Below are 26,569 nucleotides of genomic sequence, written 5' to 3' on the forward strand. Positions count from 1 at the left end.
ATTGCCGCTCAGGCAGAGGCCGCTGCGTCTGACGCGTTGGCTTGTGGCGAGCGCGGCACGGCTCCCGGGCGCTGCGCGCATTCCTCGAAGATGCGCGCCTGGCATTGCGCGCAGATGTCGGGCGAAAGACTGCCGATGATCGTGTGCAGCGCCTGTCGCTTGGTGGGGAAGATGTGGTCGTCGCCGAGCTTGGCGGTGAAACCGGTCTGTTCCCAGGTCTCGAGGACCTGCGTGCGCGGACGGTGGAAATAGAGGTTGCCGCCGGCTGCACGCCGCTCGGCCAGCTCGGCTTCCCACATCTCCGCGCCGGCCAGGTCGATGAAGTTCATGCTCTTGGTCATCGCCAGCAGATGCTTCTGGCTGGCGTTGACCGTGCGCAGCCAGTGCAGGCGATCGGTGACGTATTGCACGGCGCCGAAGTAGATCGCGCCTTCCATGCGCAGGAGCTTCAACTGCGGACATTCCGGTTGGGGTCGGCGCAGTTCGTCCAGCGGTGTGAAGCGGCGGCCAGGGTCATCGGCATCCGGCACGAGGCTGCGCACGGCGGGGCGCGAGGTGCGATACAGGTACGCGACGAGCGACAGAATCGTGCCGAGCAATACGGCCATCTCGAGCCGGATCGCCAGCGTGGCGACGAACGTGCCTACCGCAATCGCGAACTCGGTGCGCGAGAGTCGCGCGATACGGCGCAGGCGCTGGAAATCGAACAGGCCCCAGGCCACGAGCAGCAGCATGGCCGAGATCGCCGCCAGCGGAATCTGCGCCAGCAGCGGCGCGCTGACCATGACGAGCACGACCAGCAGCAGCGCAGAGAACACGCTGGCCAGAGGCGTCTGCGCGCCGGCCTCGAAATTCGGGACCGAGCGGTTCAGCGATCCACAAGAAATGTAGCCGGAGAAAAATCCGCCCGCGATATTCGACAGCCCCTGGCCGATGAACTCGCGGTTGGCGTCGATGTGCTGGCCCGAGCGCAATGCCACGGCCTTGGCAATCGAAATCGACTGGCCGAGCGCGACGATGGTCAGTGCCGAGGCAATGCCCAGCAGGTCAGGCACCGTGCGCCAGTTGATGTCGGGGATATGGAATGGTGGAATCGCCGATGGAATCGGCCCCACCACGTTCACATGCCTGGCGGCGCCCCAACCAGTGGAGTTGAGCAGCAGCGCAACGCCGTAGCCGGCGAGCAGGCCGATCAGCATGAAGGGCGCGCGGCGCGAGATCCGTTTGACGAGCAGCGTGACCGCCAGCGTCACGGCGCCGACGATCAACGCGCTACCGCTGACCGTGTCGAGATTGTCGAGCAGGAAGCGCACCACGCCGAATGCGCTCGTGCCGGTTGGCACGGCAAGCCCAAGCAGATCCTTCAGCGCGTGAAGTCCGATCAAGGTCGCGGCGCCACAGGTGAAACCGAGTAGAACCGATGGCGAAATGAAATTGGCGAGCGATCCGAGCCGGAGCGCGCCTACCGCCAGTTGCAGGATGCCGACCAGCATCGTGACCGCCAGCGCCAGCGAGATATAGGCGGGGCTGCCCGCAAATGCCACCGGACTCAGCATGGCGAACAGCGCGAGGGAATTGGCGTTGGTCGGTCCCGACATCACATGCCAGCTCGAGCCGAACAGGGCGGCGACGATGCAGGGGATCACGGCCGTATAGATGCCGTACTGGGGGGGTAGACCGGCCAGCGTGGCAAAGGCCACGCCCTGCGGTAGCACCAGCACCGCGCCAAGCAGTCCGGCAACCAGATCGGCGCGCAGCGTCAGCGGCGTGACGCGCGGGAGCCAGGGAAACCAGCGCGTCAGGGCCAGATTCGCACGCATCGGCTAGCCGAGCGTGAGCGTGGCCACGACAGGGGTGTGGTCAGACGGCTGCTCCCAGCGGCGCGGCTCCTTGTCGATGACACACGTCGCGCACTGCCGCGCCAGGTCGGCCGAAAGCAGGATATGGTCGATACGCAACCCGGCATTGCGGCGGAAACCCATCATTCGGTAATCCCACCACGAGAACATTTTCTCGGGCTGTTCGAACATGCGGAAGGAGTCAACCAGACCCAGGCCGATCAATGTCTGGAACGCGTCGCGCTCCTGCGGCGAGACCAGGTTCTGGCCCTCCCACTTGGCCGGGTCGTGGACGTCGCGGTCTTCCGGGGCGATGTTGAAGTCTCCCAGCAGCGCGAGTTTCGGATACCGGGTCATTTCGGCGCGCAGCCACTCGATCATGGCCTTGAGCCAGTCGAGCTTGTAGACGAACTTGTCCGAGTCCAGCGCCTGGCCATTCGGGAAGTACGCGCTAATCAGACGTACGTCGCCGTACGTGCCGGCGATCACGCGTTGCTGCGCATCCTCATAGCCGGGAATGTTGCGCACCACGTCAGTCGGCACGGGCATGGCCGCGTTGCGTGCCAGGATCGCCACACCGTTGTAGGTTTTCTGACCTGTGAAGATGCTATGGAAGCCGGCCGCTTGGAGTTCGGCCAGCGGGTACTTGTCGTCGGGCAGCTTTAGTTCCTGCAGGCACAGCGCATCGATCGGCGTGCCCGCGGCATCCTGCGCGCCTAGCCATTGCAGCACCTGCGGCAGACGTACCTTGAGGGAGTTGACGTTCCAGCTTGCGATTCTCATATCTCGTTTTTGTTTGGATTGTCGTTGTCGCCGTGCGCGTCGCCGATGGCGTCCATGCCGCCAAGCAGTCCGCGCTGGTCCAGGATCGCGTAGGCGATTTCCGGATGGGTATCCATGCTGCGGCGGATCGCGGCCGGGATCGCCTGCCGGGTCTTGCGGCACAGGCCTGGCTGGTCCGCAAGTTCAATGCGGAAGCCGCGCGTCGTGCGTACTACGTTGTCGCTCGGCGTGATGCTGACCTCGATACCGAGCAACTCGCGCATCCTCGCCTTCATCCGCTCGAGTTCATCGAGTGTGGCAACGTTCTCCAGCCGGTCCACCAGCTTTTTCTCTTCCTGCTGCGTCAGTTGCAGGATGCGCAGATCGGCGTGGGGGTCCGCAAGCAGCGCGTCGCGATTGCAGACACAGGCGCCCGGTGGACATTCCTTGCGAATCGGGAAAGGAATGTTCATGGTCCGGGCGCCTGGGGGCAGGGCGGGGTGGGTGGCGGTCAGGCAGCGACTGCTGCTTCCGTCATGCCACCGTGCCGCAGCAGTGCGTCGATCTGCGGCGCGCGGCCGCGGAACGCCACGAACGATTCCATCGCCGGGCGGCTACCGCCCACCGACAGGATCTCGCGGCGATAACGCTCGCCGGTGGCGCTGTCGAGCACGCTGCCGGAGAGCTGCGCGGCTTCCTCGAATGCTGCGTAAACATCGGCGGACAACACTTCGGCCCACTTGTAGCTGTAGTAACCGGCGGCATAGCCACCCGCGAAGATGTGGCTGAACGTGTTCGGCCAGCGCGACAGCGGCGACTGGGGCACCACATGCTTCGCGTCGTTGATCTGGCGCGACAGCTCGAGCACCGATACCGCGCCCTGCGGGTCGTAGTCGGTATGCAGGTGCATGTCGAACGACGAGAACACGATCTGGCGCAGCGTCATCATGCCGTTCTGGAAGTTCTTCGCGGCCAGCATGCGATCGAACAGCGCGCGCGGCAGCGGCGCGCCGGTTTCCACGTGGGCCGTCATCGTCGACAGCACCTCGTATTCCCAGCAGAAGTTCTCCATGAACTGTGACGGCAGCTCCACGGCATCCCATTCCACGCCGTTGATGCCGGACACGCCGAGGTCGCCCACCTGCGTCAGCATATGGTGCAGCCCGTGGCCGAACTCGTGGAACATCGTGATCACTTCATCATGCGTGAACAGGGCGGGCTTGTCGCCGACCGGCGCGGTGAAATTGCAGGTCAGGTAGGCCACCGGCGTTTGCACGGTGCCGTTGCCGCGTTCCTTGCGGCCACGCGCATCGTCCATCCAGGCGCCGCCGCGCTTGCCTTCGCGCGCGTACAGGTCAATGTAGAACTGGGCGAGCAGTGCGCCCTGGGGCGACACCACGCGGAAGAAGCGCACGTCCTTGTGCCAGGTCTGCGTCGTGTCCGGCTGGATGCGGACCGAGAACAGCTTCTCGGCGACGCCGAACAGCCCTTCGAGCACCTTCGGTTCCTGGAAGTACTGCTTGACCTCGTCGTCGGAGAACGAATAGCGCTTCTGGCGCAGCTTTTCGGACGCGTAGGCGACATCCCACGGCGCGACGTCGTTCAGGCCGAGTTCGGCCGCGGCGAACTCGCGCAGTTCGGTCCAGTCGTGTTCAGCGAACGGGCGGGCCTTGACGGCCAGTTCGTCGAGGAACTTGAGCACTTCGGCTGGCGACTCGGCCATTTTCGGCACCAGCGAGACTTCGCCATAGTTGGCGTAGCCCAGCATATGCGCCTCTTCACGGCGTAGCGTCAGTTGCTCGCGCATATTGGCCGTGTTGTCCCAGTCGGCCTGACCATTGCCGTGCTGCGGGCCCAGTTCCGAGGCGCGCGTGACGCTGGCCTCGTACATGGTCTGGCGCAGCGCGCGGTCGTCCGCATACTGCAGCACCGGGAAGTACGACGGAAAGTGCAGCGTGAACTTCCAGCCTGCCTTGCCATCCTTCTGGGCGGCCAGCGCCGCGGCTTCCTTTGCGTCGGCCGGAATACCGGACAGGCGTGCCTCGTCCTCGATATATAGGGCGTAGCCATTGGTGGCATCGAGCACGTGGTCGGAGAACGCCTTCGACAGTTGCGCCTGCTGTTCCTGGATCTCGGCAAAGCGCGGCTTCTTGTCCTCGGCCAGTTCGGCGCCGCCCAGGCGGAATCCGCGCAGCTCGTTCTCGAGCAGTTGCTTGCGCGCTGGCGAAAGGCCTGCGAACTCGGGGCCGGCGGCGACGGCCTTGTACTTCTCGTACAGGGCCAGACTCTGGCCCAGCGATGACCAGAATTCGGTCATGCGGGGCAGGTTGTCGGCGTGTGCCTTGCGCAACTCGGGGGTGTCGGCTACGGCGCTGAGATGCCCGACCACGCCCCAGGCGCGGCCGAGCGGCTCCGTGGCGACCTCCAGTGCCTCAACGGCGCTGGCCCAGGTGGCGGGGGTGGCCGGGTCCTCGGCGCGGGCGACGGCTGCCTGCGCCTGGGCGAGCAGCACGTCCAGCGCCGGGCCAATGTGCTCGGGCCGGATCTCCGCGAAGCGCGGCAGGTCGGAGAAATCAAGCAGAGGGTTGCTGGCGCGGTCGGTAGTATCAGTCATGGTGGCAAATTCCGATTGGCTGCCGGGATGCGGCATCACACGTGCAAGATGAGGCCTATGCGCCGAAATATCCAGTACGACTTAGCTATTGGCGCAATTGGCCCATCGCTCAGGCCATCACCTAGAGCATCACTCAGGCGATGCCGGCTTCGCGTTCCGCGGCTTCCAGCGTGTTGATCAGCAGCATCGTGATCGTCATCGGGCCGACGCCACCCGGAACCGGGGTGATATGGCCGGCCACTTCGCGCACACCGGCGAAGTCCACATCGCCGCACAGCTTGCCGGCGTCGTCACGGTTCATGCCTACGTCGATCACCACGGCGCCCGGCTTGACGATGTCGGCAGTAATGATGTTGCGGCGACCCACGGCAGCGACGATCACGTCGGCGTCGCGCGTATGGGCGGCGAGGTCGCGCGTCTTGCTATTGCAGATCGTTACGGTTGCGCCAGCCTGCAGCAGCATCATGGCCATCGGCTTGCCGACGATGTTCGAGGCACCCACCACCACGGCACGCGCGCCGCGCAGCGGGTACTGGATCGATTCGAGCATCTTCATGCAGCCGTACGGCGTGCAGGGGCGGAACAGGGGGGCGCCGGTCATCAGCGCGCCGGCGTTGGCCACGTGGAAGCCGTCGACGTCCTTTTCCGGGGCGATGGCTTCGAGCACCTTGTGGCTGTCGATATGCTTGGGCAGCGGCAGTTGGACCAGGATCCCGTGGATCTTCGGGTCGTTGTTCAGTTCGTCGATGCGGGCCAGCAGGTCGGCTTCGGACAGGTCGGCCGGGTAGCGGTTCAGCGACGAATAGAATCCGTTGTCCTCGCACGCCTTCACCTTGTTGCGCACATAGACCTGGCTGGCGGGGTCCTCGCCCACGAGCACCACGGCCAGGCCGGGCTGGTGGCCGGCCGCGGTCAGGCGGGCAGCGCGCTGGGCGGCCTCGGCGCGGATTTGTTTGGCAAGGGCGTTACCGTCGATCAGGTGAGCGGACATGGGGATACGTGACTGGAGAGGCTTGGGGAAACGGGGAGCGACGCCGGCGGGGGTCGCCAGCGTCGCTCGTGAAACCCGGATTATAAAGGGGTTGATCAGAATCAGAACGGGCTGCCTGGCTTGATCGGATACAACCCGGTTTCTGGCCGGGGCTGCTAGCATCCGCCCGATGCAGATCGACGATTCCTCACTTCAGGCCCTGTTGGCAACCTGGCCGCTTCCGACCCTCTCCGTGGCGATGCTCGCCTGGGTGGTGTCGCAGCGGCCATGGCGGCTGCTGCGGCAGGAACCGCTCCAGCACGCCTGGCTCGGCGGGCTCGTCTTCCTGACCTTGCTGTGGTCGGCGCGGGCGACGGTCGGGACCGGGGTCGTGGTCCAACTGATGGGGGCCCCGCTGGCGGTGACGATGTTCGGGCTGCCGCTGGCGATGCTGACGCTGGCCATTGTCGATCTGGTGTCGCTGCTGGGGCTGGCTTACCTGGCGGGGCAGGGCTGGGCGGATATCGCCTGGGTGTCCCTGGCGCCGCGCTTCATCTGGATGGCGGCGGCTCCGGGGTTGCTGACTGCCGGGCTACAGGCCGTGATGCGACGCCGACTACCGCGCCACCCGTTCATCTTCATTCTCGGTCACGGCTATTTCGCCCCGCTGGTGGCCGCCATCGTCGCCGGCGGCCTTCGCACGCTCTGGCAGTTCCATTTGGGACCGCCCCATGCCGGGCTGACGATCGGGGACAGCCTGACCGGCGCCGTGGTGATCGGGTTCGGTGAGGCATTCCTGACGGGGATGCTGGTGGCGATCTTCGTCGTCTATCGCCCGCAATGGGTGCTGACGTTCACAGACGAGGACTATCTGACGGGGAAGTAACGAGCGGCCAAGGGAAGGACAAGCGCCGTTCGGCCGGCAGTGGGCAGGGAGGCGGCTCCTTCCCCCGCGACGGGGAGAAGGAGCGGCAAGGCGGGACTCAGCTATTGCGCGAGAGCGCCAGGCGCAACAGATCCGCCACCGTGTTGACGTTGAGCTTTTCCATGATGTTGGCGCGGTGCGCCTCCACGGTCTTGATGGAAATGCCCAGGTCGTCGGCGATCTGCTTGTTCAGACGGCCTGCCACGATGCGCTCGAGCACCTGCTGCTCGCGCGTGGTCAGCTTGCTCAGCAGGTCCTTGGCGGCACGCTGCTCGCGCGCGGCCGAGTGATCGGTGCGGGCTTTCTGCAGCATCCGTTCCACCAGCGAGCGCAGTTCCGATTCGTCGAACGGCTTCTCGATGAAGTCGATCGCGCCGCGCTTCATCGTCGAGACCGCCATCGGCACGTCGCCGTGGCCGGTGATGAAGACGATCGGGATGTCGATGTTCTCGGCGATCATGCGCTCCTGCAACTCCGGGCCGCTCATGCCGGGCATACGGACGTCCAGGATCAGGCACGAAACCTGGCTGGCGTCGTAGGCGGACAGGAACTGCTCGGCGCTGTTGAAGCTGCGCACCTGGTAGCCGTTGCCCTCGAGCAGCCAGGTCAGCGAGTCACGCATGGCTTCATCGTCGTCGACGATGAATACGGTCTCGCCACGATGAGGCGTGGGGCTGGGCGTTGCGGTCATGAAATCTCCTGGGGCAAAGTCGTTTGCAACGAAGTGTAACCGCCAGCGGCAGTGCGCAACACCCCGGGTGAACGATCCGGACGACCTCCCGATGCCCCGCGGCAGAGGGTCGTCCGCTTCGCCCGAGGGCATCCCCGTTACTGTTCGGGTAGCGCAGGCTGCAGCGGCAGGGTGATTTTAAACGTACAGCCGATGCCGTCCACATTGTTTTCTACCCACAGACGGCCTTGATGGGATTCGATGATCGAACGGCAGATATTCAGGCCCATGCCCATGCCGTCCGCTTTGGTGCTGAAGAACGGCTCGAACAGGCGCTCCTTGGTGGCTTCGTCCACGCCGGGGCCCTGGTCGATCACGTCGATACAGACGCTCTGGCCAAATTCGACGTTTTCTACGCGCGCGTGCAACCGTACCACGCCCGCGGCGCGCAGGGCCGGCATGCCGGCCATCGCTTCCACGGCATTCTTGAGCAGGTTGACCAGTACCTGCTCGATCAGCACCGGGTCCACGTAGAGCATCAGCGGCGGGGTCGGCAGGCGGGTCAGGATCGTGACGCGGCGCCGCGCGGCCTCCAGGTCGGCCAGGCCGACGGCATCGGCCACGATGTCGTGCAGCGAGGCTTCGCGCCGCTGCGGCTGGCTACGCTTCACGAAACCGCGAATGCGGCTGATGATCGTGCCCGCGCGCACTGCCTGTGCCGAGGTCTTTTCCAGCACCGGGATCAGGTCTTCCGGCGTGCTCCGGCCCGAATGCAGGCGAGCCACGGCGCCCATGCAGTAGTTGTTGATGGCCGCCAGCGGCTGGTTCAGCTCGTGCGCCAGCGACGACGCCATCTCGCCCATTGTGGTCAGGCGGCTCGTGAACTGCAGGCGTTCCTCGTGCTGGCGCGCCATTTCCTCGGCTGCCTTGCGCACCGTGATGTCGGTGGCGATCTGCATCTGCGCGAGGTGGCCGTCCACCCACTGGATATAGCGGCGGCGCACTTCAAACCATTTCTGCATGTCCGGCACGAACACCTCGCGGGCGTCGGACGCGTACGGCATCAGTTCCGAGGCGGGCAGGCCGGCATAGGCATCGACGAAGTCGGTGTTGTCGCTCGACATCTGGTCCTTGTCGAAGTCGTCCCCGGCCAGCTTCAGGTGGCCCTCGGCTTCCCAGCCGAAGAGCTGCCGATAGTAGCGGTTGGCGAACAGCAACTCGGCCTTGTCCGTGGCCAGCACAGATACAGCCGCGTCCAGGCTTTCCAGCACCGTCGTGAAGCGGTCGTGCGCGGCGGCGAGTTCCTCGCGGGCGCGCTTCGGCTCGGTGATGTCCGTCATCGAGCTCATCCAGCCCGTATGGCGGCCACGGCCGTCTACCAGCGGCGATACGTACATGCGGGCGAAGAAGCTGCTGCCGTCACGGCGCATGACGCGCATTTCATAGCCGGTGGCCGGCGACTTGCCCTGCAGCGTCAGGTCGATCTGCTTCTGCATCTCCTGCTGGTCATTGGGCGGCCAGTACGGGAAGGGCGGCACGCGGCCGACCAGATCGTTCTCGGTCCAGCCGGTCATGCGGCAGAACGCGGGATTCACGTAGGTGATTCGCCCGTTCAGGTCCAGTGCCCGCAGCCCGATCAGCATCGAGTTTTCCATCGCGCGACGGAACGAGGTTTCGGCCAGCAGGGCGCGCTGGGCTTCGGAGCGGCGGCTGGTATGGCGCCACATGCTCCACAGACTCCACAGCAGGAAGCACGACAGGCCCACCACCAGCCACAGCAACATGTTGTTGGGCAGGTTCGAGGGCGGTGGGTAGGCGTCGGCGCGCAGGGACAGCGAATGGCCCGGCGGGTCGAGCAGGACCTCGTAGGACAGCGCATTGCCCGGTACCGGCCGTACCGAGGTGCTGGCCCGGGTCTGGTTGTTCTTGTCGATCAGCGAGAAGCGGTAACGCTCGGTCAGTTCCGGTGGCAGCAGGTGCGTCAGGATGCCGTTGATCGAGTAGAGCGCGCCCAGCGTGCCCAGGAACTCGTTATCGCGCACGATCGGCACTTCCATCAGCATGAAGCTGTCGCCGCGATCGTTCATCAGCGGCCGGGAATAGACCACACGCTGGGTCTCGCGCGCGGCGTCGAACGTGTCCAGGACCTCGGGCTCGAGCGGCTGATCGGCGGTTTCGCGCAGGCGGGCGGCGAATTCCGACGTCGATGGCAGCGACCAGCGGCCGCGCCGCGTGGCGTCGAGCCAGTTGATGAAGACGATCTCCGGGTTCTCGCGCAGGATTTCCTGTGCGGCCGTCCGGTAGGCGCCCTGGTCGAGCTGCGCGGCCGCGATATCCCGCGCCAGCGAGGCCAACTGGTCCTGGTTGCTCAGCAGGGACAGGCGCACGCGCTGCTGCGCCCAGGCGGCGTCGCGGTACAGCGCGTCGCGCTGCTGCTGGTGCTCGGTTTCGTGGAGCGACCAGAGGATGACGCCCATCGCTACCGTGAACAGCACGATGGCCACGAGCGGGATGAACATGAACCAGCTCGTAGCGACGAGATTGCGCCAGCGCGTGATCCAGAGGCGGCGGGGGGCGGCGGCCAGCGGCGTGCCGCCGTCCGTGCCATCGGTGCTGTCTTGTGCCTCGACCTGGGGGGTGCCATGAGCGTTGGCACCGTTGCTACGGTCGGCATGGACTACCCCGTGAGGGGCATCGCTGACGGCGCCGGCAGGGTTCGGAGGCAGAATGGCCGTGCGCAGGCCGGAGAGAATTCGTTTGAGAAACTGCATAGGGGATTGACGGCTGACCGAGCAGTTTATCCACTTTATTGCGGTGCGTCGCTTGGGGAAAGCGCCTACACGGCACAGTATTTGCGCGCTGGTCGCGAGGCCTTGCGAGACGGACACGATGCGATTTCTGATGCACTGCCGCAATATTTCACATTATAAGAAATGACTTCGTAATCTGAAAATTTAGCTTGTCAGCACTTGCTGTGCTTCCATAGAATCGCTTCGACCGATCAATGCGGGCGGGCGCACTGCGCTTGCTGAGTACAGGATCCGGGCGATGAACGCGTCATCAGCCCCACGGAGGATCCGGCTTTGGCCTACCGATGCCAGGGCAAGGCTTGGCGCTCCGCCGCGACGTCACAAACCGTCAAGACCGGCCGCTGGAGTCCCGCGCTTCGCTGTGTGGGCACCGGGCAGGAATTCACCAGGAGACAGTCATGTCCGCTGTACCAGAGCAGATCCTCGGCGCCAGCAGCGCCAACGACGCAGATCCCCAGGAAACGCACGAATGGCTGGACGCCCTGCAGGGCGTCCTCAACGCGGAAGGCACCGAGCGCGCCGCGTTCCTGATCGACAAGCAAATCGAATACGCGCGCGTGAACGGCGTTACCCAGCCGTTCCATGCCGAAACGCCGTACATCAACACCATCCCGGTGGAGCAGCAGGCCCGCATTCCCGGCGACCAGGACATCGAGCACCGCATCCGCTCGTACACGCGCTGGAACGCGATGGCCATGGTGCTGCGTGCCAACAAGCACACCAACGTCGGCGGCCACATCTCGTCGTTCGCCTCGGCGGCCACGCTCTATGACGTGGGCTACAACCACTTCTGGCGCGCCCCGTCGGAGCAGAGCGGCGGCGACCTCGTTTTCGTGCAGGGCCATTCGGCACCGGGCGTCTACTCGCGCGCCTTCCTGCTAGGCCGCCTGACGCCCGAACAGCTCGACAGCTTCCGTCAGGAAGTGGACGGCAAGGGCATCTCGTCGTACCCGCACCCGTGGCTGATGCCGGACTTCTGGCAGTTCCCGACCGTGTCGATGGGCCTGGGCCCGATCATGGCGATCTACCAGGCCCGCTTCATGAAGTACCTGGCCAGCCGTGGCCTGGTGAACGCCGGCGACCGCAAGGTATGGGCGTTCCTGGGTGATGGCGAGACCGACGAGCCGGAATCGCTGGGCGCGATCGGCATGGCCGGCCGCGAGAAGCTGGACAACCTGGTTTTCGTGATCAACTGCAACCTGCAGCGCCTGGATGGCCCGGTGCGCGGCAATGGCAAGATCATCCAGGAACTGGAATCGGAATTCCGTGGCTCGGGCTGGAACGTGATCAAGCTGATCTGGGGCAGCCGCTGGGATCCGCTGCTGCAGCGCGACACCAAGGGCCTGCTGATGAAGCGCATGATGGAATGCGTGGACGGCGAGTACCAGACCTTCAAGGCCAAGGATGGCGCCTACGTGCGCGAGCACTTCTTCAATACGCCGGAACTGAAGGCCATGGTGGCCGACTGGTCCGACGACGACATCTGGCGCCTGAACCGCGGCGGCCATGATCCGCACAAGGTCTACGCGGCCTACAAGGCGGCTAGCGAGCACAAGGGCCAGCCGACGCTGATCCTGGCCAAGACCATCAAGGGCTATGGCATGGGCGATGCCGGGCAGGCCATGAACGTGGCCCACCAGCAGAAGAAGATGCCGGTGGACGCGATCCGCGCGTTCCGCGACCAGTTCAACATCCCGGTGGCGGACGACAAGCTGGAAGAAGTCCCGTACCTGACCTTCCCGGAAGGCTCGAAGGAACTGGAGTACATGCGCAAGGCGCGCATGGACCTGGGCGGCTACCTGCCGGCCCGCCGTATGAAGGCCGAGGCGCTGAAGGTGCCCGAGCTGTCGGCGTTCGAAGCGCTGATCAAGGCCACTGGCGAAGGCCGCGAAGTGTCCACCACGATGGCCTTCGTGCGTATCCTGAACACGCTGCTCAAGGACAAGCAGGTCGGCAAGCACGTGGTGCCCATCGTGCCGGACGAGTCGCGCACCTTCGGCATGGAAGGCCTGTTCCGCCAGGTTGGTATCTGGAACCAGGAAGGCCAGAAGTACGTGCCGGAAGACCATGACCAGTTGATGTTCTACAAGGAATCGCAGACGGGTCAGGTGCTGCAGGAAGGCATCAACGAAGCCGGCGCCATGTGCGACTGGATCGCCGCCGCCACGTCGTACTCGACGCACGGCGTGCAGATGATCCCGTTCTACATCTACTATTCGATGTTCGGCATCCAGCGTATCGGCGACTTGTGCTGGGCCGCCGCCGACATGCGCTCGCGCGGCTTCCTGCTGGGCGGCACCGCTGGCCGCACCACGCTGAACGGTGAAGGCTTGCAGCACGAGGATGGTCACTCGCACGTGTTCCACGCTGTGATCCCGAACTGTATCTCGTACGATCCGACGTTCCAGTACGAACTCGCCGTGATCATGCAGGACGGCCTGCGCCGCATGTATGCCGAACAGGAAGACGTGTACTACTACCTGACGGTGATGAACGAGAACTACGAGCATCCGGAAATGCCGGCTGGCGTGGAACGCGACATCGTCCAGGGCATGTACCAGTTCCGCAAGGGCGTGGAGAACAGCAACGCGCCGCGCGTGCAACTGCTGGGCTCGGGCACGATCTTCCGCGAGGTGATCGCCGCCGCCGACCTGCTCAAGAAGGACTGGGGCGTGGAATCGGATCTGTGGAGCTGCCCGAGCTTCACCGAACTGGCCCGCGAAGGCCAGGAAGTTGAGCGTCACAACCTGCTGAACCCGACCGGCACGCAGCGCGAATCGTTTGTCGCCCAGAAGCTCAAGGGCGTGCGCGGTCCGGTCATCGCGTCCACCGACTACATCCGTGCGTTCGCCGAGCAGATCCGTCCGTTCGTGCCGCGTCGCTACGTGGTGCTGGGCACCGATGGCTTCGGCCGCTCGGATACCCGCGAGAAGCTGCGCCACTTCTTCGAAGTGGACCGCTACTGGGTCACGGTGGCCGCGCTGAAGGCGCTGGCTGACGAAGGCGCGATCGGTCGCGAGAAGGTGGCCGAGGCCATCAAGAAGTACAACCTCGACCCGAACAAGCCGAACCCGATGTCGGTCTGACCCCGGACTTGCACGACTGAACCCCCGCAGCGCGGCACCCGCCGCGCCGCAGTGTGCCACCGGCTGACCCGGCGGCGCACCACGGCGAATGGTGATGCGCGGCAGCGTGACAGATGCGTGTGGCGAGAGTAACCTCGCCGATTGCGTTTGTCGCGTTTGTCGTATCTGGCCAGAGTGCCGGCTGCCCAGGAGAGACACTGAATGAGTCAAGCGATTGAAATCAAGGTGCCGGATATCGGCGACTACGACGCCGTTCCCGTCATCGAAGTGCACGTGAAGCCGGGCGACACGATCAACGCGGAAGACGCGCTGGTGACGCTGGAATCCGACAAGGCCACCATGGACGTGCCGTCGCCGCAGGCCGGCACGGTCAAGGAAGTCCGGATCAAGGTGGGCGATAGCGTTTCCGAAGGCTCCGTGCTGGTGATGCTCGAGCCCGCAGGCGCCGCTGCCGCCGCTCCGGCTCCCGCAGCCGCTGCTGCTCCGGCAGCTCCGGCCCCTGCCGCCGCGGCACCCGCGCCGGCGGCTCCCGCTGCCCCGGCTCCGGCCGCTGCCCCTGCTGGTGGTGGCACGGTCGAGGTCAAGGTGCCCGATATCGGCGACTACGACGCCGTGCCGGTCATCGAAATCCACGTCAAGGTGGGTGACCAGATCAACGCCGAAGACGCGTTGGTGACGCTGGAGTCCGACAAGGCCACCATGGATGTGCCGTCGCCGCAGGCCGGCACGGTCAAGGAAATCAAGGTCAAGGTCGGTGATAACGTCGCCCAAGGCACGCTGATCCTGATCCTGGAAGCTGCTGGCGGCGCTGCCGCAGCAGCTCCGGCCCCGGCAGCCGCCCCGGCGCCTGCCGCAGCCGCTCCCGCGCCCGCACCGGCGGCCGCGGCGCCGGCACCTGTTGCCGCGCCGGCCGTCGCGCCAGCGGTGCAGGGTACGACCGGCAAGGCCGCTCACGCCAGCCCGACCGTGCGCAAGTTCGCGCGCGAGCTGGGTGTCGACGTGTCGCGTGTGCCGGGCACCGCTCCCAAGGGCCGCATCACGCAGGAAGACGTGCAGAACTACGTCAAGAGCGTCATGAGCGGCCAGACTGCCACGCCGTCCGCACCGGCTGCCGCCGCCGGCACCGGCGTGGGCCTGGACCTGCTGCCGTGGCCGAAGGTGGACTTCACGCGCTTTGGCGAAGTGGAGTCGAAGCCGCTGTCGCGCATCAAGAAGATCTCTGGCGCCAACCTGCATCGCAACTGGGTCATGATCCCTCACGTCACGAACTGTGACGAAGCGGACATCACCGAGCTCGAGGCATTCCGCGTGCAGCTCAACAAGGAAAACGAGAAGGCTGGCATCAAGGTGACGATGCTTGCGTTCATGATCAAGGCCACCGTTGCGGCGCTCAAGAAGTTCCCGAACTTCAACGCCTCGCTGGACGGCGACAACCTGGTGCTGAAGAAGTACTTCAACATCGGTTTCGCGGCCGACACCCCGAACGGTCTGGTCGTGCCGGTGATCAAGGACGCCGACAAGAAGGGCGTGCTCGAGATCAGCCAGGAAATGAGCGATCTGGCCAAGCTGGCGCGCGACGGCAAGCTGAAGCCTGACCAGATGCAAGGCGGCTGCTTCTCGATCTCGTCGCTCGGCGGCCTCGGTGGCACGTACTTCACGCCGATCATCAATGCGCCGGAAGTGGCCATCATGGGCGTGTGCAAGTCGTATATGAAGCCGGTGTGGGACGGCAAGCAGTTCGCCCCGCGCCTGACGCTGCCGCTGTCGCTGTCGTGGGATCACCGCGTGATCGACGGTGCCGAGGCCGCACGCTTCAACACGTACTTCGCGGCGCTGCTGGCGGATTTCCGCCGGATTCTGCTGTAAGCATCGGCAACGCCCGCCAGCGAACCTGGCGGGCGCGTCTGCATTGCATTCAAGGGGCGAGCCATGACTACCTGCGTTGTCGTCAGGAAAGGTGACGAGGTGGCGATCGGTGCCGATGCGCTGGTGACATTCGGCGATACGCGGCTGTCGCGCGCTTATGAGCGGAACCAGAAGGTGATTCCCGTTGGCGACAGCTTCGTCGGGCTGGCAGGCACCACCGCGCATTTCCCGGTCATGCGCAGCTTGCTGACGGGCATGGGCGAGGAATGCCGGCTGCATACCCGTGACGATGTGTTCCGAACCTTTCTCAAGGTGCATGAAAAGCTCAAGAACGAGTATTTCATCAACACCAAGGAAGACGAGGACGACCCCTACGAGTCATCGCAGATCGTCTGCCTGATCGCCAATTCGGGCGGCATTTTCGGCGTTTATTCGTACCGCGAGGTGTTTTCGTTCGATCGTTTCTGGGGCATTGGCTCGGGCCGCAACTACGCGCTCGGCGCCATGCACGCGGTGTATGACCGCACGGACCTGGATGCCGGAGCGATCGCGAGGATCGGCGTGGAAGCGGGTATCGAGTTCGACAAGAGTTCGGCGGCACCGATCGACGTGCACACGGTACGGCTGCAAGTGGCAACCAACAAAGACGGCGCGGCCTGATCCCAAGGCGGGCAGGGCGCGCATCCCAGGAGGAAGAACATGAGTGTGATCGAAGTCAAGGTGCCGGATATCGGCGATTTCGACGCGGTGGAAGTGATCGAGGTGCTGGTCAAGGCTGGCGACACGGTCGAGGAAGAACAGTCGCTGATCGTGCTGGAGTCCGACAAGGCCAGCATGGAAGTGCCGTCGTCGGCCGCCGGCAAGGTCGTGGACGTCAAGGTCAAGGTGGGCGACAAGGTCGCGAAGGGCACGCTGATCTGCACCGTCGAAGGTGGCGCGGCGGCGGCTCCTGCCCCGGCGCCGGCGGCGGCGCCCAAGCCCGCGGCTGCGCCTGCTCCGGCGCCGGCAGCGGCTCCGGCGGCCGCCACGCATGCCGGTGGCGCCGACATCCAGTGCGAAATGCTGGTGCTGGGCGCAGGCCCCGGGGGTTACTCGGCGGCTTTCCGCTCGGCGGACCTCGGCATGAACACCGTTCTGGTCGAGCGCTATGGCACCCTGGGCGGCGTTTGCCTGAACGTGGGCTGCATCCCGTCGAAGGCGCTGCTGCACAACGCGGCGGTGATCGACGAGGCCAAGGCACTGGCCGCGCACGGCATCCTGTTCGGCGAAGCCAAGATCGATCTGGATGGCCTGCGGCACTACAAGGAAAGCGTGGTCGGCAAGCTGACCGGCGGTCTGTCGGGAATGGCGAAGGCCCGCAAGGTGCAGGTGGTGCGCGGCATCGGCACGTTCCTGGATCCGCATCATCTGGAAGTGCAGGAAACGGAAGGCGACAGCAAGGCCACCAATGGCAAGAAGACCGTGATCCGCTTCGAAAAGGCGATCATCGCGGCTGGCAGCCAGGCCGTGAAGCTGCCGTTCGTCCCTGAGGATCCGCGCATTTTCGATTCGACGGGCGCGCTGGAACTGCGCGACATCCCGAACAAGATGCTCGTGATTGGCGGCGGCATCATCGGCCTGGAAATGGCCACTGTCTACAGCACGCTCGGCGCGCGACTCGATGTCGTGGAAATGCTCGACGGCCTGATGCAGGGCGCTGACCGCGATCTGGTCAAGGTCTGGGACAAGGTGAACAAGCATCGCTTCGATAACGTGATGCTGAAGACCAAGACTGTCGGCGTGGAAGCGAAGCCGGATGGCATCTACGTGAAGTTCGAGGGCGAGTCCGCGCCGGCCGAGCCGCAGCGTTACGACGCCGTGCTGGTGTCGGTGGGCCGTTCCCCGAACGGCAAGAAGATCGGTGCCGAGAAGGCCGGTGTAGCAGTGACCGACCGTGGCTTCATCGATGTCGACAAGCAGATGCGCACCAATGTGCCGCACATCTACGCGATCGGCGATATCGTCGGCCAGCCGATGCTTGCACACAAGGCGGTGCATGAGGCACATGTGGCCGCCGAAGCCGCGCATGGCGAGAAGGCCTACTTCGACGCGAAGCAGATCCCGTCCGTGGCGTTCACCGATCCGGAAGTGGCATGGGCCGGCAAGACCGAAGACCAGTGCAAGGCCGAAGGCATCAAGTACAGCAAGGGTGTGTTCCCGTGGGCCGCTTCGGGCCGCGCGATCGCCAATGGGCGTGACGAAGGCTTCACCAAGCTGATTTTCGACGAGGAAACCCATCGCATCATCGGTGGCGGTATCGTCGGCACCCACGCGGGCGACCTGATCAGCGAAGTCTGCCTGGCCATCGAGATGGGCGCGGATGCCGTGGATATTGGCAAGACGATTCACCCGCACCCGACCTTGGGCGAGTCGATTGGCATGGCTGCGGAAATCTACGAAGGTGTGTGCACCGACGTGCCGCCGCCGCGCAAGCGCTGATTGCTGGCGCCGTAGTGAGAGAACCCGCCGATTCGGCGGGTTTTTTTGTCTCGACTCTCCTGCGAGCACTGGGGGGAGAACGCGACGAAAAAAAGCCCGGCCTCTGGTGGTCAGAGGCCGGGCTTGAACGATACCTTTTGGAATCGGGTACCGAGGAGACACCGGTACGAGGCGATCGGGATCGCCTCCGTTGGCAAAACGCCCCGCGTGGGCGGGGCGTTTTGCCAACGGACCGGCCAGAGCCGGCGCGTTGGTATTACAGATGCTTAGGCAGCAGCAGCCGACTTCTTGGTGGCGGTGCGGGCCGTGGCGCTGGCTTGCTGGGCAGCCTTGGTCGCGGCGGTGGCAGCGGCCTGGAAGTTGCTCTCAGCCATTTCAACGGCTTGCTTGGTAGCCTTCTGCACCGACTCGTAGGCGTTGTTGGCCGCCGAGATCGCCGACTTCACGATCGCTACGGTCGACTCCGAACCCGCCGGAGCGTTCTTGGCCAGGTTGTCGACCAGGGCTTGCACGTTCTTCGTGCCTTCGGCCAGTTGGGCTTCAGCAACCTTGGTGAACTCGCTTTGGGTTTCCGAAGCGATTTCGTACAGGTGACGCGTGTAGGCCAGGGTCTTCTCGGCAACCGGCTGCACCAGCGATGCCTGGATGGCCAGCAGTTCCTGGGCGTCCTTGGCGGTCAGCGCCTTCTTGGCGTTGTCGGCGTTCTCGGCCAGGGTGGCCTTGACTACTTGCAGGTTCAGCTCAACGAGCTTCTCCACGCCTTCGAAAGCCTTCGAGGTCAGGCCGAACAGGGTTTCGAGGTTGGCTTTTTGTGCGGCTGCAACTTGTTCCGGGGTCAGGATCATTGCGGGTCTCCAGTGGTGAGCTTCAAGGTCAAGCAAAAGTGAAATTAAGCCGCCCAGATGTCAAAGCCATGACTTCAGTGTCCTGGCCAGCCCGAGCGTGTGTCTCGTTTCTCGGCGCTGCCCGAAGGCTTTGATGCGCCGCAACAATTGCAATTCTAAGAGAACAACGATGAGTGTCAAGCGGTTTTTGTGCATTGCACAAAAAATCACCCGGAACACCCCGTCGAAAGCGCATAGAAGTCGACGTATGGCGCGTAAATTAAGGGTTTTTCCTGAGTCTGTCGCTTGATGCGGCGCGGGAGATCCTGGCGTTTTCTGGCGGTTTCGGCGATTGGTGTGCCGCAGCGGGAGGGGAGTGCTACCATCGCTGACTGCCCGGTCGGATAATGATGTCATTCAGGCACTTTCCGGGCCGCTCATCCTGCCCCATCCCGATGCTTGCCTTTTACGCCGATCATTTCGTCCTGCCGTTGCCGCCGGGTCACCGTTTTCCGATGCGCAAATACAGCATGCTGCGTGATGCGGTGGTGCGCGAGGTAGGCGGGGTGGAACTGCAAGAGGCGCCGCGTGCCGACGATGCAACACTCGCATTGGCCCACACCGCTGCCTATATCGAGGACGTTTCCACTGGCCAACTCGATGCCGCGCGTCAGCGCGAGATCGGCTTTCCCTGGTCGCATGAAATGGTGGAGCGTTCCCGGCGCTCGGCCGGCGCGACGATTGCCGCTTGCAGGGTGGCGCTGGAGCAGGGTATCGCGGCGAATCTGGCTGGCGGCACTCACCACGCGTACGCGGACAAAGGGGCGGGGTTTTGCGTATTCAATGACGCGGCGATTGCGGCGCGTCGCCTGCAGCGCGACGGCAGCGTCCGGCGTGTGGCGGTCATCGATCTCGACGTCCACCAGGGCAACGGTACCGCATCGATCCTGCGTGATGACCCGACGATATTTACGCTGTCGCTGCATGGCGAGAAGAACTACCCGTTTCGCAAGGAAGCTAGCGATCTCGACGTCGGGTTGCCGGATGGGTGCGATGACGGTACCTATGCCGTCGCGCTGGCGTCCGCGCTAGAAACCCTGTTCGCACGATTCGATCCCGATCTGCTGATCTACCTGGCCGGCGCCGATCCTCATGAGGGTGATCGCCTGGGGCGATTGAAGCTCACGATGGCCGGTCTCGCGCAGCGAGACAGCATGGTGTTCGAAGCGGCACGATCGCGTGGGTTGCCGGTCGCCGTTGCCATGGCGGGTGGCTATGGCAACCAGATCGAGGACACGGTCGCCGTGCATACGCAGACCATCATGCTTGCCGCGCGGTATCACGCACAGCTTGCCGCCGAACGCGCGAGCGTGTCATGAATCGATTGCAATCCGTTGGAACCTTGTGGCGGCCAGTGCGCTCATATCGAGCTGTCGTGCATCTGGCCGGTGCCGTTTGTCCGAGCCATTCCTGACGCCAATAACAATGAAGCCCGAACCCGATTGCCGCAGTGCCTACGCACACTTCCAGCCGATCACGACGCGTTGGATGGATAACGATGTCTATGGTCACGTCAACAACGTTGTCTACTACAGTTATTTTGATACGGTCGTTAACACGTACCTGATCCGGGCTGGTGTGTTGGACATCGAGGCGGGCGAGACGATCGGTCTGGTGATCGAGACGCAGTGCAACTACTTCTCGTCCCTGAGTTTTCCCGACACAGTGGTGGCGGGGCTGCGCGTGGCGAAGCTTGGCAATTCGAGCGTGCGCTACGAGGTAGGGCTGTTTTGCAACGATGATGACGTCGCCGCCGCCCAAGGGCATTTCGTGCACGTGTATGTCGATCGCGAAACGCGCCGGCCGGTGCCGCTGCCGCAGCCTTTGCGCCAGGCGCTCGAGGCGCTGGTGATTGGCCAGCAGGCACAGTGACCACATTAACAAGAACAAGGAGACCGCAGAGCATGTCGACCCCTGGTGACGCAGCGATCGTCGATCGCGCCATCACAACGCGCCGTTCGATCCGCGCATTCCTGGATACGCCGGTACCACGCGAGACCGTCGAGGAGATTCTTGCGGTGGCAAGCCGCGCACCCTCCGGTACCAACACCCAGCCGTGGAAGGTGTATGTGCTGGCCGGCGATGCCAAGGCCCGCCTGTGTGCGGATGTGCTGGCCGCGTACGAGGATCCCGAGCGTGATGCCAAGTACCGAGAGGAATATCCGTACTACCCGCGCGAGTGGACCAATCCGTATCTGGCGCGCCGCCGCAAGGTTGGTTGGGATCTTTACAGCCTGTTGCAGATCAGCCGCGAAGACAAGGCGCGCATGCACGAACAACATGCGCGCAATTTCCGTTTCTTTGATGCCCCTGTAGGCATGATCTTCACGATTGATCGGATCATGGAACAAGGAAGCTGGCTCGATTACGGCATGTTCCTGCAAAGCATCATGGTGGCGGCGCGCGCACGTGACCTGGATACGTGCCCGCAGGCCGCCTTTACGCAGTTCCACAGGATCATTGGGCAACACTTGCGTTTGCCGGAGGAAGAGATGGTGGTGTGTGGCATGTCGCTTGGATATGCCGACCCCGAGGCTACGGCCAATCAATTGACGACGGAACGTGAACCGGTCAGCGGGTTCGCGCGTTTTCTTTCCTGAGTCGCTGCCGGTGTCCTCAGGAATCGACGAAATCGACCGATATGGACGCCGAGGGCACTTTGATTTTGTAAAGGGTGGCTGGCTGTGCGGGGATGTCGACATGGTTTGTCGACGTGATGCCGGTTACACAGCAGCCGACCCAGCTGTTGTTTTTGGAGTTGCGGAAATATGACGAAGTCGGCGCTTTTCCCGTGATGTGGAAATGTTTGCCAACCAAACTTTAACGAGCGCTTCTAAGTCATTAATCTTGCTAACAATTTCTTAATTTCCTAAACTAGCGCCATTCCGCAGCCGCGCTGATCAGATCATGTTCCGGATCGAATCTCTCATGCCCCGATTCTTCGGCCTACCCCAATTGACCGCGCTCGCCACTTCGGCGGTCGTGTCCATTGCCCTGCTGGCCGCGCCGGCCTCGTACGCAGCGACGTCGTCGACTGCGACGAAGTCGTCGTCGAAAAAGCAGGCAAAATCCACTAAAACCACCAAAAAGGTGGCTTCCGCGAAGGCGGAGGCGTCGCCGCGCAAGGTGATCGTCGTGCGCAACGGCAAACGTACCGTCGTTGCAAGCCGCGCGGCGCCAGTGCGTGCGGCGTTCGTGCCGTCCAAGCCGTCGCTGGGCGAGGCGATGGGCCTGCGCGATACCGAGGATGCGCTTGCCCTGCGATCGTCAGTGGCGCTGGTCATGGATCAGAACACCAATGAGGTGCTGTTCCAGAAGAATCCCACGGCTGTGCTGCCGATCGCATCCATCACCAAGCTGATGACCGCGCTGGTGGTGATGGACGCACGTCTGCCGATGGACGAGATGCTCACGGTGACCGAGGAAGACCGCGATACCGAGAAGCACAGCAGTTCGCGTCTGCGCTTTGGTACCCAGCTGACCCGCCAGGAGATGCTGCTGCTGGCGTTGATGTCGTCGGAAAACCGTGCTGCTTCGGCGCTGGGTCGTAACTATCCGGGTGGCCTGCCGGCCTTTGTTGGCGCGATGAACCGCAAGGCGCGCGAGCTTGGCATGAGTGACAGCCACTTCGTCGATTCGAATGGCCTGTCGAGCAGCAATGTGTCGAGCGCGATGGATCTGGCCCGCCTGGTCAATGCCGCCTATCGCAATCCGACGATCCGCGAGTACTCGACGCAACCCGAGCACGAAGTCACCGTGTTTGGCCGTCCGATGCACTACGTCAGCACCAACCGCCTGGTGCGTGGCGGCAACTGGGATATCGGTCTGCAGAAGACCGGTTATATCTCCGAAGCCGGCCAGTGCCTGGTGATGCAGACACGCGTGAATGATCGCAATGTGGTGATGGTGTTCCTCGACTCGGTTGGCAAGCTGTCGCGCTTTGCCGATGCCACGCGCGTGCGTAGCTGGCTCGAGCATCAACCGGCGACGTCGGCGCAACCGCGCCCTTTCCCGTCGAATCCCAATCTCACTCAGGGCCCTAAATCGCCCACGGCGATCCTGGTCTCGCAGCAGTCGCACGGAACCTGAGCGACGACATCCGAACGTTTGGGCCGTACAAGAAAAACGCGCCGCCGGGCGAAAACCCGGCGGCGCGTTTTTTGTTTGCCTCGGCTGCGATCAGGCGATCAAGCTGTAGGCTCGGGGACATATCCCATGCCACGCGAGATCTGCAGCGCGGTGTCCTTGAGGTTCTGCAGCCAGCTATCCTGAAGCCGATCGGCCGGGGCAGAGAGTGACAGGCCGGCGACAAGGCGCCGCGAGTCGTCATAGATGCCTGCGGCGATACAGCGGACGCCGAGTTCCAGTTCCTCGTTATCGCGTGCGTAGCCATTCGAGCGCACCCAGGTCAGTTCGCGTTCGAGCTTGGAGATGTCCGTGATCGACGTGCGCGTATGGCCGGCCAGTCCGGTACGGGTGGCGTAGTTGCGTACACGCGCGCCTTCGTCCGCGGCCAGGAACAGTTTGCCGACCGAGGTCAGGTGCAGCGGGGCGCGGCCGCCGATGGCACGCACCACCTGCATCCCCGAGCGCTCGCTGTAGGCGCGCTCGATGTAGACGATTTCGTCGCCCTGACGTACCGACAGGTTGACGGTCTGGCCGGTGACGCGGTGCAGGGCACGCATTGGTGCCAGTGCAGCGTCACGCACCGAAAGGCGTGCCTTGACCAGATTGCCCAGCTCGAGCAGCCGCATACCCAGTCGATAGCTGCCCGGATCGGAGCGGTCGACAAAGCGGCACGCCACCATGTCGTTCAGAATCCGGTGGGCCGTGGACGGGTGCAGGCCGGTGGCCAGCGAAAGCTCTTTCAGACTGACGGGGTCGGCGTGCTGGGCCAGCGCGTCCAGCAGCGTCATCATGCGCTCGATCACCTGGATCGAGGTCTTGCCGGGTGACTTGTCTGCTTCTGCCATGGAGAAAATTTGTGCCGTGCGGCAAATTAAGCGTTTGCCTGATTCTATCTCACATCGTGAAAATTTCAACTGATGAAACGCGATTACTGAAATCAACCTCCAATCGCTTGCGCGATGACCGAACATTTCGCGTGAGCCGCATTGTGCGGCGGGATGAACAAGATTGCGGCGCCGGATGCCCGCAGCGGCGGGGGCAAGGGGCATAATTGCGATGTTTCTGGGTCTGGAAAAAGGGAAGCGATGCGAATCGGACTGTTCGCCACCTGTCTGGTGGACCTCATGCGCCCCGAGATCGGGTTCTCGGTGCTGAAGCTGCTGGAATCGGCTGGCTACGAGGTCATGGTGCCCGAGGCGCAGACCTGCTGCGGACAGCCTGCCTACAACTCGGGTGAGCGCGCTGTATCACGTGACCTGGCGGAGAAATTCCTGCGCGAGTTCGAGATGTTCGACTACGTGGTGGTGCCGTCTGGCTCCTGCGGCGGCATGATTCGCCAGCACTATCAGGACCTGCTGCGCGACGATCCGGAACTGCATGGCCGCTACGAGCGCCTGCGGGAGCGCGTCTTCGAACTGACCGATTTCCTCGTCAACGTGGCAAAGATTGACCGGTTCGATTCCACGTTTGCCGGCCGTGTCACCTATCACGATTCCTGTTCCGGGCTGCGCGAGCTGGGCGTCAAGCAGCAGCCACGCGAGCTGCTGGGCAAGCTGCCGGGCGTGACGCTGACCGAAATGAAGGACTGCGAGGCGTGCTGCGGATTCGGCGGCACGTTCTCGGTCAAGTACGGCAACATCTCCACGGCGATCGTCGACGAGAAGTGCGCGAATATTCAGTCCAGCGGGGCCGATGCCGTGGTGCTCGGTGACCTCGGCTGTATCCTCAACATCGAAGGCCGGCTGCGCCGCACGGGCGATACGCGCACACGTGTGCTGCATATTGCCCAGGTGCTGGCTGGCGACGCCTGAAGACCCGCAACGAGCCCCCACGATGCAAGTCCACAGCATGGAATTCAAGGCGCGCGCAGGGCAGAAGCTTGCCGACCAGCGCCTGCAGCAGAACCTCAAGAAGCTCTCGACCAAGTTCGTCACCGCGCGCGCCGATGCGATCCGCGACATCGATTTCGATGCCACGCGCGCCGCGTTGAAGGAGCGGCGCAACCGGGCGCTCGAGAATCTCGACGTCTGGCTGGCCAAGTTCGAGGAGAGCGCGACAAAGCGTGGCGCCACGGTGTTGTTTGCCGAATCGACCGCCGATGCCGCGAGGCTAGTGGGCGAAATCGCGCAAAAGCATGGCGTGAAGAAGGTCATCAAGAGCAAGTCGATGGTGACCGAGGAGATGCGTCTGAACCAGGTGCTTGGCGAGATGGGCGTGCAGAGCATCGAGACCGACCTCGGCGAGTACATCCTGCAGATCAACGATGCCGAGCCGCCGTCGCACATCATTGCGCCGGTGATCCACAAAGACAAGGACGAGATTGCCGACCTGTTCGCCAAGGTCCATAACAAGCCCCGTCTGACTGATATCCCCGAGATGACGCGCGAAGCGCGCGAGGTGCTGCGGCCAGAGTTCCTGTCCGCCGACATGGGCGTCACGGGCGGGAATTTCATCATCGCCGAGACCGGCTCGGTGGCCGTGGTCACCAACGAAGGCAATGAGGGCATGTGCACGATCATGCCGCGCGTGCACGTGGCCGTGACCGGTATCGAGAAAGTCCTGCCGACGCTGGAGGATCTGGCCACCGTGATGCGGCTGCTGCCGCGTTCGGCAACGGGGCAGGCGATCTCGAACTATTTTTCGCTGCTGACTGGGCCGCGTGCCGAGGGCGAGCAGGACGGTCCGGAGCATATGTACTTCGTGCTCGTCGATGGTGGACGCAGCGGCCTGATCGGCGGAGAGTTCCAGGAGATGCTGCGCTGCATCCGCTGCGGCGCCTGCATGAACCACTGCCCCGTGTACCAGAAGATCGGCGGGCACGCCTATGGCTGGGTTTATCCGGGCCCGATGGGCAGCGTGCTGACGCCGAGTTACGTTGGGCTGGCGAATGCCCTGGACCTGCCGCAGGCAGCCACGCTGTGCGGCGAATGCAACCGCGTCTGTCCGGCGTCGATCCCGCTGTCCGATCTGCTGCGCAAGCTGCGCGAGAAACAGATGGAGCGACGCCTGCGTCCCTGGCAGGAGCGGGCGGCACTGCAGGCTTGGGGTTTTATTGCACGACGCCCGGATCTGTACGCGTTTGTCACGCGTATGGGTGCGCGCCTGCTCGCACGCATGGGCGGCCGTGGAAAGCTGATCGGGAGCCTGCCGATGGCGGGCAAGGGGTGGACGGACACACGTGACATGCCGGCCCCGAGCGGCCGAACGTTCCGCGAACTTTACAAGGAAAGGAGGGCGCGTTCATGAGCGCCAATCAGGAGACGCTGGCCGCAATGCGGACTGCGCTGGATGCACACGTCGCCGGCAGCCTGCCGGTGGGGGATCTGATCGAACAGTGGCGTGCCTCCGCATCGTCGCTGACGTTGCCGCCGGTATTCGGTCAGGCGATGGAAGAGTTGCTGCGCAGGATGGAGATGTCGGCCGTGTTCGCGCAGGATAGCTGCTCGTTCTCGAGCACTGCGGTGACCGACCAGCTCAAGAAGTGGCTGGATAAGGCGGGAACGATATAAGGCACTGCCACAGGTAAGCTCCCCTCCCG

21 protein-coding genes are annotated in these 26,569 nt (G+C 63.9%); 12 read left to right on the top strand and 9 right to left on the bottom strand.

From position 1 onward, the window contains the following. Positions 1–8: 8 nt before the first annotated feature. From RMET_RS05995 to folD, 5 genes are all read right to left on the bottom strand, one after another. Positions 9–1,820 carry a SulP family inorganic anion transporter gene (locus RMET_RS05995; protein WP_011515968.1) on the bottom strand — a complete coding sequence of 604 codons (1,812 nt, stop codon included), beginning with the start codon at positions 1,818–1,820 and terminating at the stop codon, positions 9–11. Positions 1,821–1,823: 3 nt separating this feature from the next. Beyond that, positions 1,824–2,621 carry an exodeoxyribonuclease III gene (xth, locus tag RMET_RS06000; protein WP_011515969.1) on the bottom strand — a complete coding sequence of 266 codons (798 nt, stop codon included), beginning with the start codon at positions 2,619–2,621 and terminating at the stop codon, positions 1,824–1,826. Further along, on the bottom strand, positions 2,618–3,073 hold the full coding sequence (locus RMET_RS06005; RefSeq protein ID WP_011515970.1) for a hypothetical protein: 456 nt from the start codon (positions 3,071–3,073) through the stop codon (positions 2,618–2,620). The genes xth and RMET_RS06005 overlap by 4 nt, the downstream gene beginning before the upstream one ends. Positions 3,074–3,111: 38 nt before the next feature. Continuing rightward, positions 3,112–5,214 carry a M3 family metallopeptidase gene (locus RMET_RS06010; protein ID WP_011515971.1) on the bottom strand — a complete coding sequence of 701 codons (2,103 nt, stop codon included), beginning with the start codon at positions 5,212–5,214 and terminating at the stop codon, positions 3,112–3,114. Between the two features lie 133 nt (positions 5,215–5,347). After that, a complete protein-coding gene (gene folD, locus RMET_RS06015; RefSeq protein WP_011515972.1) occupies positions 5,348–6,205 on the bottom strand; it encodes a bifunctional methylenetetrahydrofolate dehydrogenase/methenyltetrahydrofolate cyclohydrolase FolD in 858 nt (285 codons plus the stop codon). A 169-nt stretch (positions 6,206–6,374) separates the two neighbouring features. On the opposite strand from folD, the gene RMET_RS06020 reads away from it, so the two are divergent. Further along, complete coding sequence (locus tag RMET_RS06020; protein ID WP_011515973.1) at positions 6,375–7,070, top strand: energy-coupling factor ABC transporter permease; 696 nt, start codon at positions 6,375–6,377, stop codon at positions 7,068–7,070. 97 nt (positions 7,071–7,167) lie between these two features. Here RMET_RS06020 and RMET_RS06025 read toward each other — a convergent pair whose 3' ends face one another. Together RMET_RS06025 and RMET_RS06030 are read right to left on the bottom strand one after the other, a co-directional pair. Beyond that, positions 7,168–7,800: a response regulator transcription factor gene (locus RMET_RS06025; RefSeq protein ID WP_008650428.1), complete on the bottom strand. Its 633-nt coding sequence runs from the start codon at positions 7,798–7,800 to the stop codon at positions 7,168–7,170. 137 nt (positions 7,801–7,937) lie between these two features. Further along, entirely contained in the window at positions 7,938–10,550 is a 2,613-nt protein-coding gene (locus RMET_RS06030; protein WP_011515974.1) for a PAS domain S-box protein, read from the bottom strand. A gap of 437 nt (positions 10,551–10,987) precedes the next feature. On the opposite strand from RMET_RS06030, the gene aceE reads away from it, so the two are divergent. The 4 genes from aceE to lpdA all read left to right on the top strand — a co-directional run bounded on the left by aceE (position 10,988) and on the right by lpdA (position 18,019). After that, positions 10,988–13,675 carry a pyruvate dehydrogenase (acetyl-transferring), homodimeric type gene (aceE, locus tag RMET_RS06035; RefSeq protein ID WP_011515975.1) on the top strand — a complete coding sequence of 896 codons (2,688 nt, stop codon included), beginning with the start codon at positions 10,988–10,990 and terminating at the stop codon, positions 13,673–13,675. A gap of 201 nt (positions 13,676–13,876) precedes the next feature. Next, positions 13,877–15,541, top strand: a complete 1,665-nt coding sequence (gene aceF, locus RMET_RS06040; RefSeq protein WP_011515976.1) for a dihydrolipoyllysine-residue acetyltransferase — start codon at positions 13,877–13,879, stop codon at positions 15,539–15,541. 63 nt (positions 15,542–15,604) lie between these two features. Then, on the top strand, positions 15,605–16,201 hold the full coding sequence (locus tag RMET_RS06045) for an Ntn hydrolase family protein (RefSeq protein ID WP_011515977.1): 597 nt from the start codon (positions 15,605–15,607) through the stop codon (positions 16,199–16,201). A 39-nt stretch (positions 16,202–16,240) separates the two neighbouring features. Continuing rightward, positions 16,241–18,019 (top strand): dihydrolipoyl dehydrogenase, encoded by a 1,779-nt coding sequence (lpdA, locus tag RMET_RS06050; protein WP_011515978.1) that lies wholly within the window; start codon positions 16,241–16,243, stop codon positions 18,017–18,019. Between the two features lie 266 nt (positions 18,020–18,285). Here the strand turns inward: lpdA and phaP1 are convergent, their stop codons facing one another. Beyond that, on the bottom strand, positions 18,286–18,864 hold the full coding sequence (phaP1, locus tag RMET_RS06055; protein ID WP_011515979.1) for a TIGR01841 family phasin PhaP1: 579 nt from the start codon (positions 18,862–18,864) through the stop codon (positions 18,286–18,288). A gap of 434 nt (positions 18,865–19,298) precedes the next feature. Here phaP1 and RMET_RS06060 point away from each other — a divergent pair, with 434 nt between their 5' ends. The 4 genes from RMET_RS06060 to pbpG all read left to right on the top strand — a co-directional run bounded on the left by RMET_RS06060 (position 19,299) and on the right by pbpG (position 22,992). Then, a complete protein-coding gene (locus RMET_RS06060) occupies positions 19,299–20,222 on the top strand; it encodes a histone deacetylase family protein (protein WP_029310152.1) in 924 nt (307 codons plus the stop codon). A 106-nt stretch (positions 20,223–20,328) separates the two neighbouring features. After that, entirely contained in the window at positions 20,329–20,775 is a 447-nt protein-coding gene (locus RMET_RS06065) for an acyl-CoA thioesterase (RefSeq protein ID WP_029310151.1), read from the top strand. A 32-nt stretch (positions 20,776–20,807) separates the two neighbouring features. After that, positions 20,808–21,503: a nitroreductase gene (locus RMET_RS06070; protein ID WP_008648595.1), complete on the top strand. Its 696-nt coding sequence runs from the start codon at positions 20,808–20,810 to the stop codon at positions 21,501–21,503. A 307-nt stretch (positions 21,504–21,810) separates the two neighbouring features. After that, positions 21,811–22,992, top strand: coding sequence for a D-alanyl-D-alanine endopeptidase (pbpG, locus tag RMET_RS06075; protein ID WP_011515982.1), 1,182 nt, complete (start codon positions 21,811–21,813; stop codon positions 22,990–22,992). Positions 22,993–23,090: 98 nt separating this feature from the next. Here the strand turns inward: pbpG and RMET_RS06080 are convergent, their stop codons facing one another. Then, positions 23,091–23,876, bottom strand: coding sequence for an IclR family transcriptional regulator (locus RMET_RS06080; protein ID WP_008648598.1), 786 nt, complete (start codon positions 23,874–23,876; stop codon positions 23,091–23,093). A 240-nt stretch (positions 23,877–24,116) separates the two neighbouring features. Here RMET_RS06080 and RMET_RS06085 point away from each other — a divergent pair, with 240 nt between their 5' ends. From RMET_RS06085 to RMET_RS06095, 3 genes are read left to right on the top strand one after another with little or no spacing between them, the layout of a single operon-like run. Beyond that, positions 24,117–24,842 carry a (Fe-S)-binding protein gene (locus RMET_RS06085; protein ID WP_011515983.1) on the top strand — a complete coding sequence of 242 codons (726 nt, stop codon included), beginning with the start codon at positions 24,117–24,119 and terminating at the stop codon, positions 24,840–24,842. 22 nt (positions 24,843–24,864) lie between these two features. After that, the gene (locus RMET_RS06090; protein WP_011515984.1) at positions 24,865–26,277 is read left to right on the top strand and encodes a LutB/LldF family L-lactate oxidation iron-sulfur protein; all 1,413 of its coding nucleotides are present in this window, start codon (positions 24,865–24,867) and stop codon (positions 26,275–26,277) included. Next, complete coding sequence (locus tag RMET_RS06095) at positions 26,274–26,540, top strand: hypothetical protein (RefSeq protein WP_008648602.1); 267 nt, start codon at positions 26,274–26,276, stop codon at positions 26,538–26,540. Before RMET_RS06090 ends, RMET_RS06095 begins: the two co-directional genes overlap by 4 nt. Positions 26,541–26,569 lie beyond the last annotated feature (29 nt).

Source organism: Cupriavidus metallidurans CH34, from assembly GCF_000196015.1.
GTDB lineage: Bacteria > Pseudomonadota > Gammaproteobacteria > Burkholderiales > Burkholderiaceae > Cupriavidus > Cupriavidus metallidurans.

What these genes read in the sequence shown, in the direction of transcription:
- RMET_RS05995 (WP_011515968.1), bottom strand. Translation starts at nt 1,820, where the DNA reads ATGCGTGCGAATCTGGCCCTGACGCGCTGGTTTCCCTGGCTCCCGCGC.
- xth (WP_011515969.1), bottom strand. Translation starts at nt 2,621, where the DNA reads ATGAGAATCGCAAGCTGGAACGTCAACTCCCTCAAGGTACGTCTGCCG.
- RMET_RS06005 (WP_011515970.1), bottom strand. Translation starts at nt 3,073, where the DNA reads ATGAACATTCCTTTCCCGATTCGCAAGGAATGTCCACCGGGCGCCTGT.
- RMET_RS06010 (WP_011515971.1), bottom strand. Translation starts at nt 5,214, where the DNA reads ATGACTGATACTACCGACCGCGCCAGCAACCCTCTGCTTGATTTCTCC.
- folD (WP_011515972.1), bottom strand. Translation starts at nt 6,205, where the DNA reads ATGTCCGCTCACCTGATCGACGGTAACGCCCTTGCCAAACAAATCCGC.
- RMET_RS06020 (WP_011515973.1), top strand. Translation starts at nt 6,375, where the DNA reads ATGCAGATCGACGATTCCTCACTTCAGGCCCTGTTGGCAACCTGGCCG.
- RMET_RS06025 (WP_008650428.1), bottom strand. Translation starts at nt 7,800, where the DNA reads ATGACCGCAACGCCCAGCCCCACGCCTCATCGTGGCGAGACCGTATTC.
- RMET_RS06030 (WP_011515974.1), bottom strand. Translation starts at nt 10,550, where the DNA reads ATGCAGTTTCTCAAACGAATTCTCTCCGGCCTGCGCACGGCCATTCTG.
- aceE (WP_011515975.1), top strand. Translation starts at nt 10,988, where the DNA reads ATGTCCGCTGTACCAGAGCAGATCCTCGGCGCCAGCAGCGCCAACGAC.
- aceF (WP_011515976.1), top strand. Translation starts at nt 13,877, where the DNA reads ATGAGTCAAGCGATTGAAATCAAGGTGCCGGATATCGGCGACTACGAC.
- RMET_RS06045 (WP_011515977.1), top strand. Translation starts at nt 15,605, where the DNA reads ATGACTACCTGCGTTGTCGTCAGGAAAGGTGACGAGGTGGCGATCGGT.
- lpdA (WP_011515978.1), top strand. Translation starts at nt 16,241, where the DNA reads ATGAGTGTGATCGAAGTCAAGGTGCCGGATATCGGCGATTTCGACGCG.
- phaP1 (WP_011515979.1), bottom strand. Translation starts at nt 18,864, where the DNA reads ATGATCCTGACCCCGGAACAAGTTGCAGCCGCACAAAAAGCCAACCTC.
- RMET_RS06060 (WP_029310152.1), top strand. Translation starts at nt 19,299, where the DNA reads ATGCTTGCCTTTTACGCCGATCATTTCGTCCTGCCGTTGCCGCCGGGT.
- RMET_RS06065 (WP_029310151.1), top strand. Translation starts at nt 20,329, where the DNA reads ATGAAGCCCGAACCCGATTGCCGCAGTGCCTACGCACACTTCCAGCCG.
- RMET_RS06070 (WP_008648595.1), top strand. Translation starts at nt 20,808, where the DNA reads ATGTCGACCCCTGGTGACGCAGCGATCGTCGATCGCGCCATCACAACG.
- pbpG (WP_011515982.1), top strand. Translation starts at nt 21,811, where the DNA reads ATGTTCCGGATCGAATCTCTCATGCCCCGATTCTTCGGCCTACCCCAA.
- RMET_RS06080 (WP_008648598.1), bottom strand. Translation starts at nt 23,876, where the DNA reads ATGGCAGAAGCAGACAAGTCACCCGGCAAGACCTCGATCCAGGTGATC.
- RMET_RS06085 (WP_011515983.1), top strand. Translation starts at nt 24,117, where the DNA reads ATGCGAATCGGACTGTTCGCCACCTGTCTGGTGGACCTCATGCGCCCC.
- RMET_RS06090 (WP_011515984.1), top strand. Translation starts at nt 24,865, where the DNA reads ATGCAAGTCCACAGCATGGAATTCAAGGCGCGCGCAGGGCAGAAGCTT.
- RMET_RS06095 (WP_008648602.1), top strand. Translation starts at nt 26,274, where the DNA reads ATGAGCGCCAATCAGGAGACGCTGGCCGCAATGCGGACTGCGCTGGAT.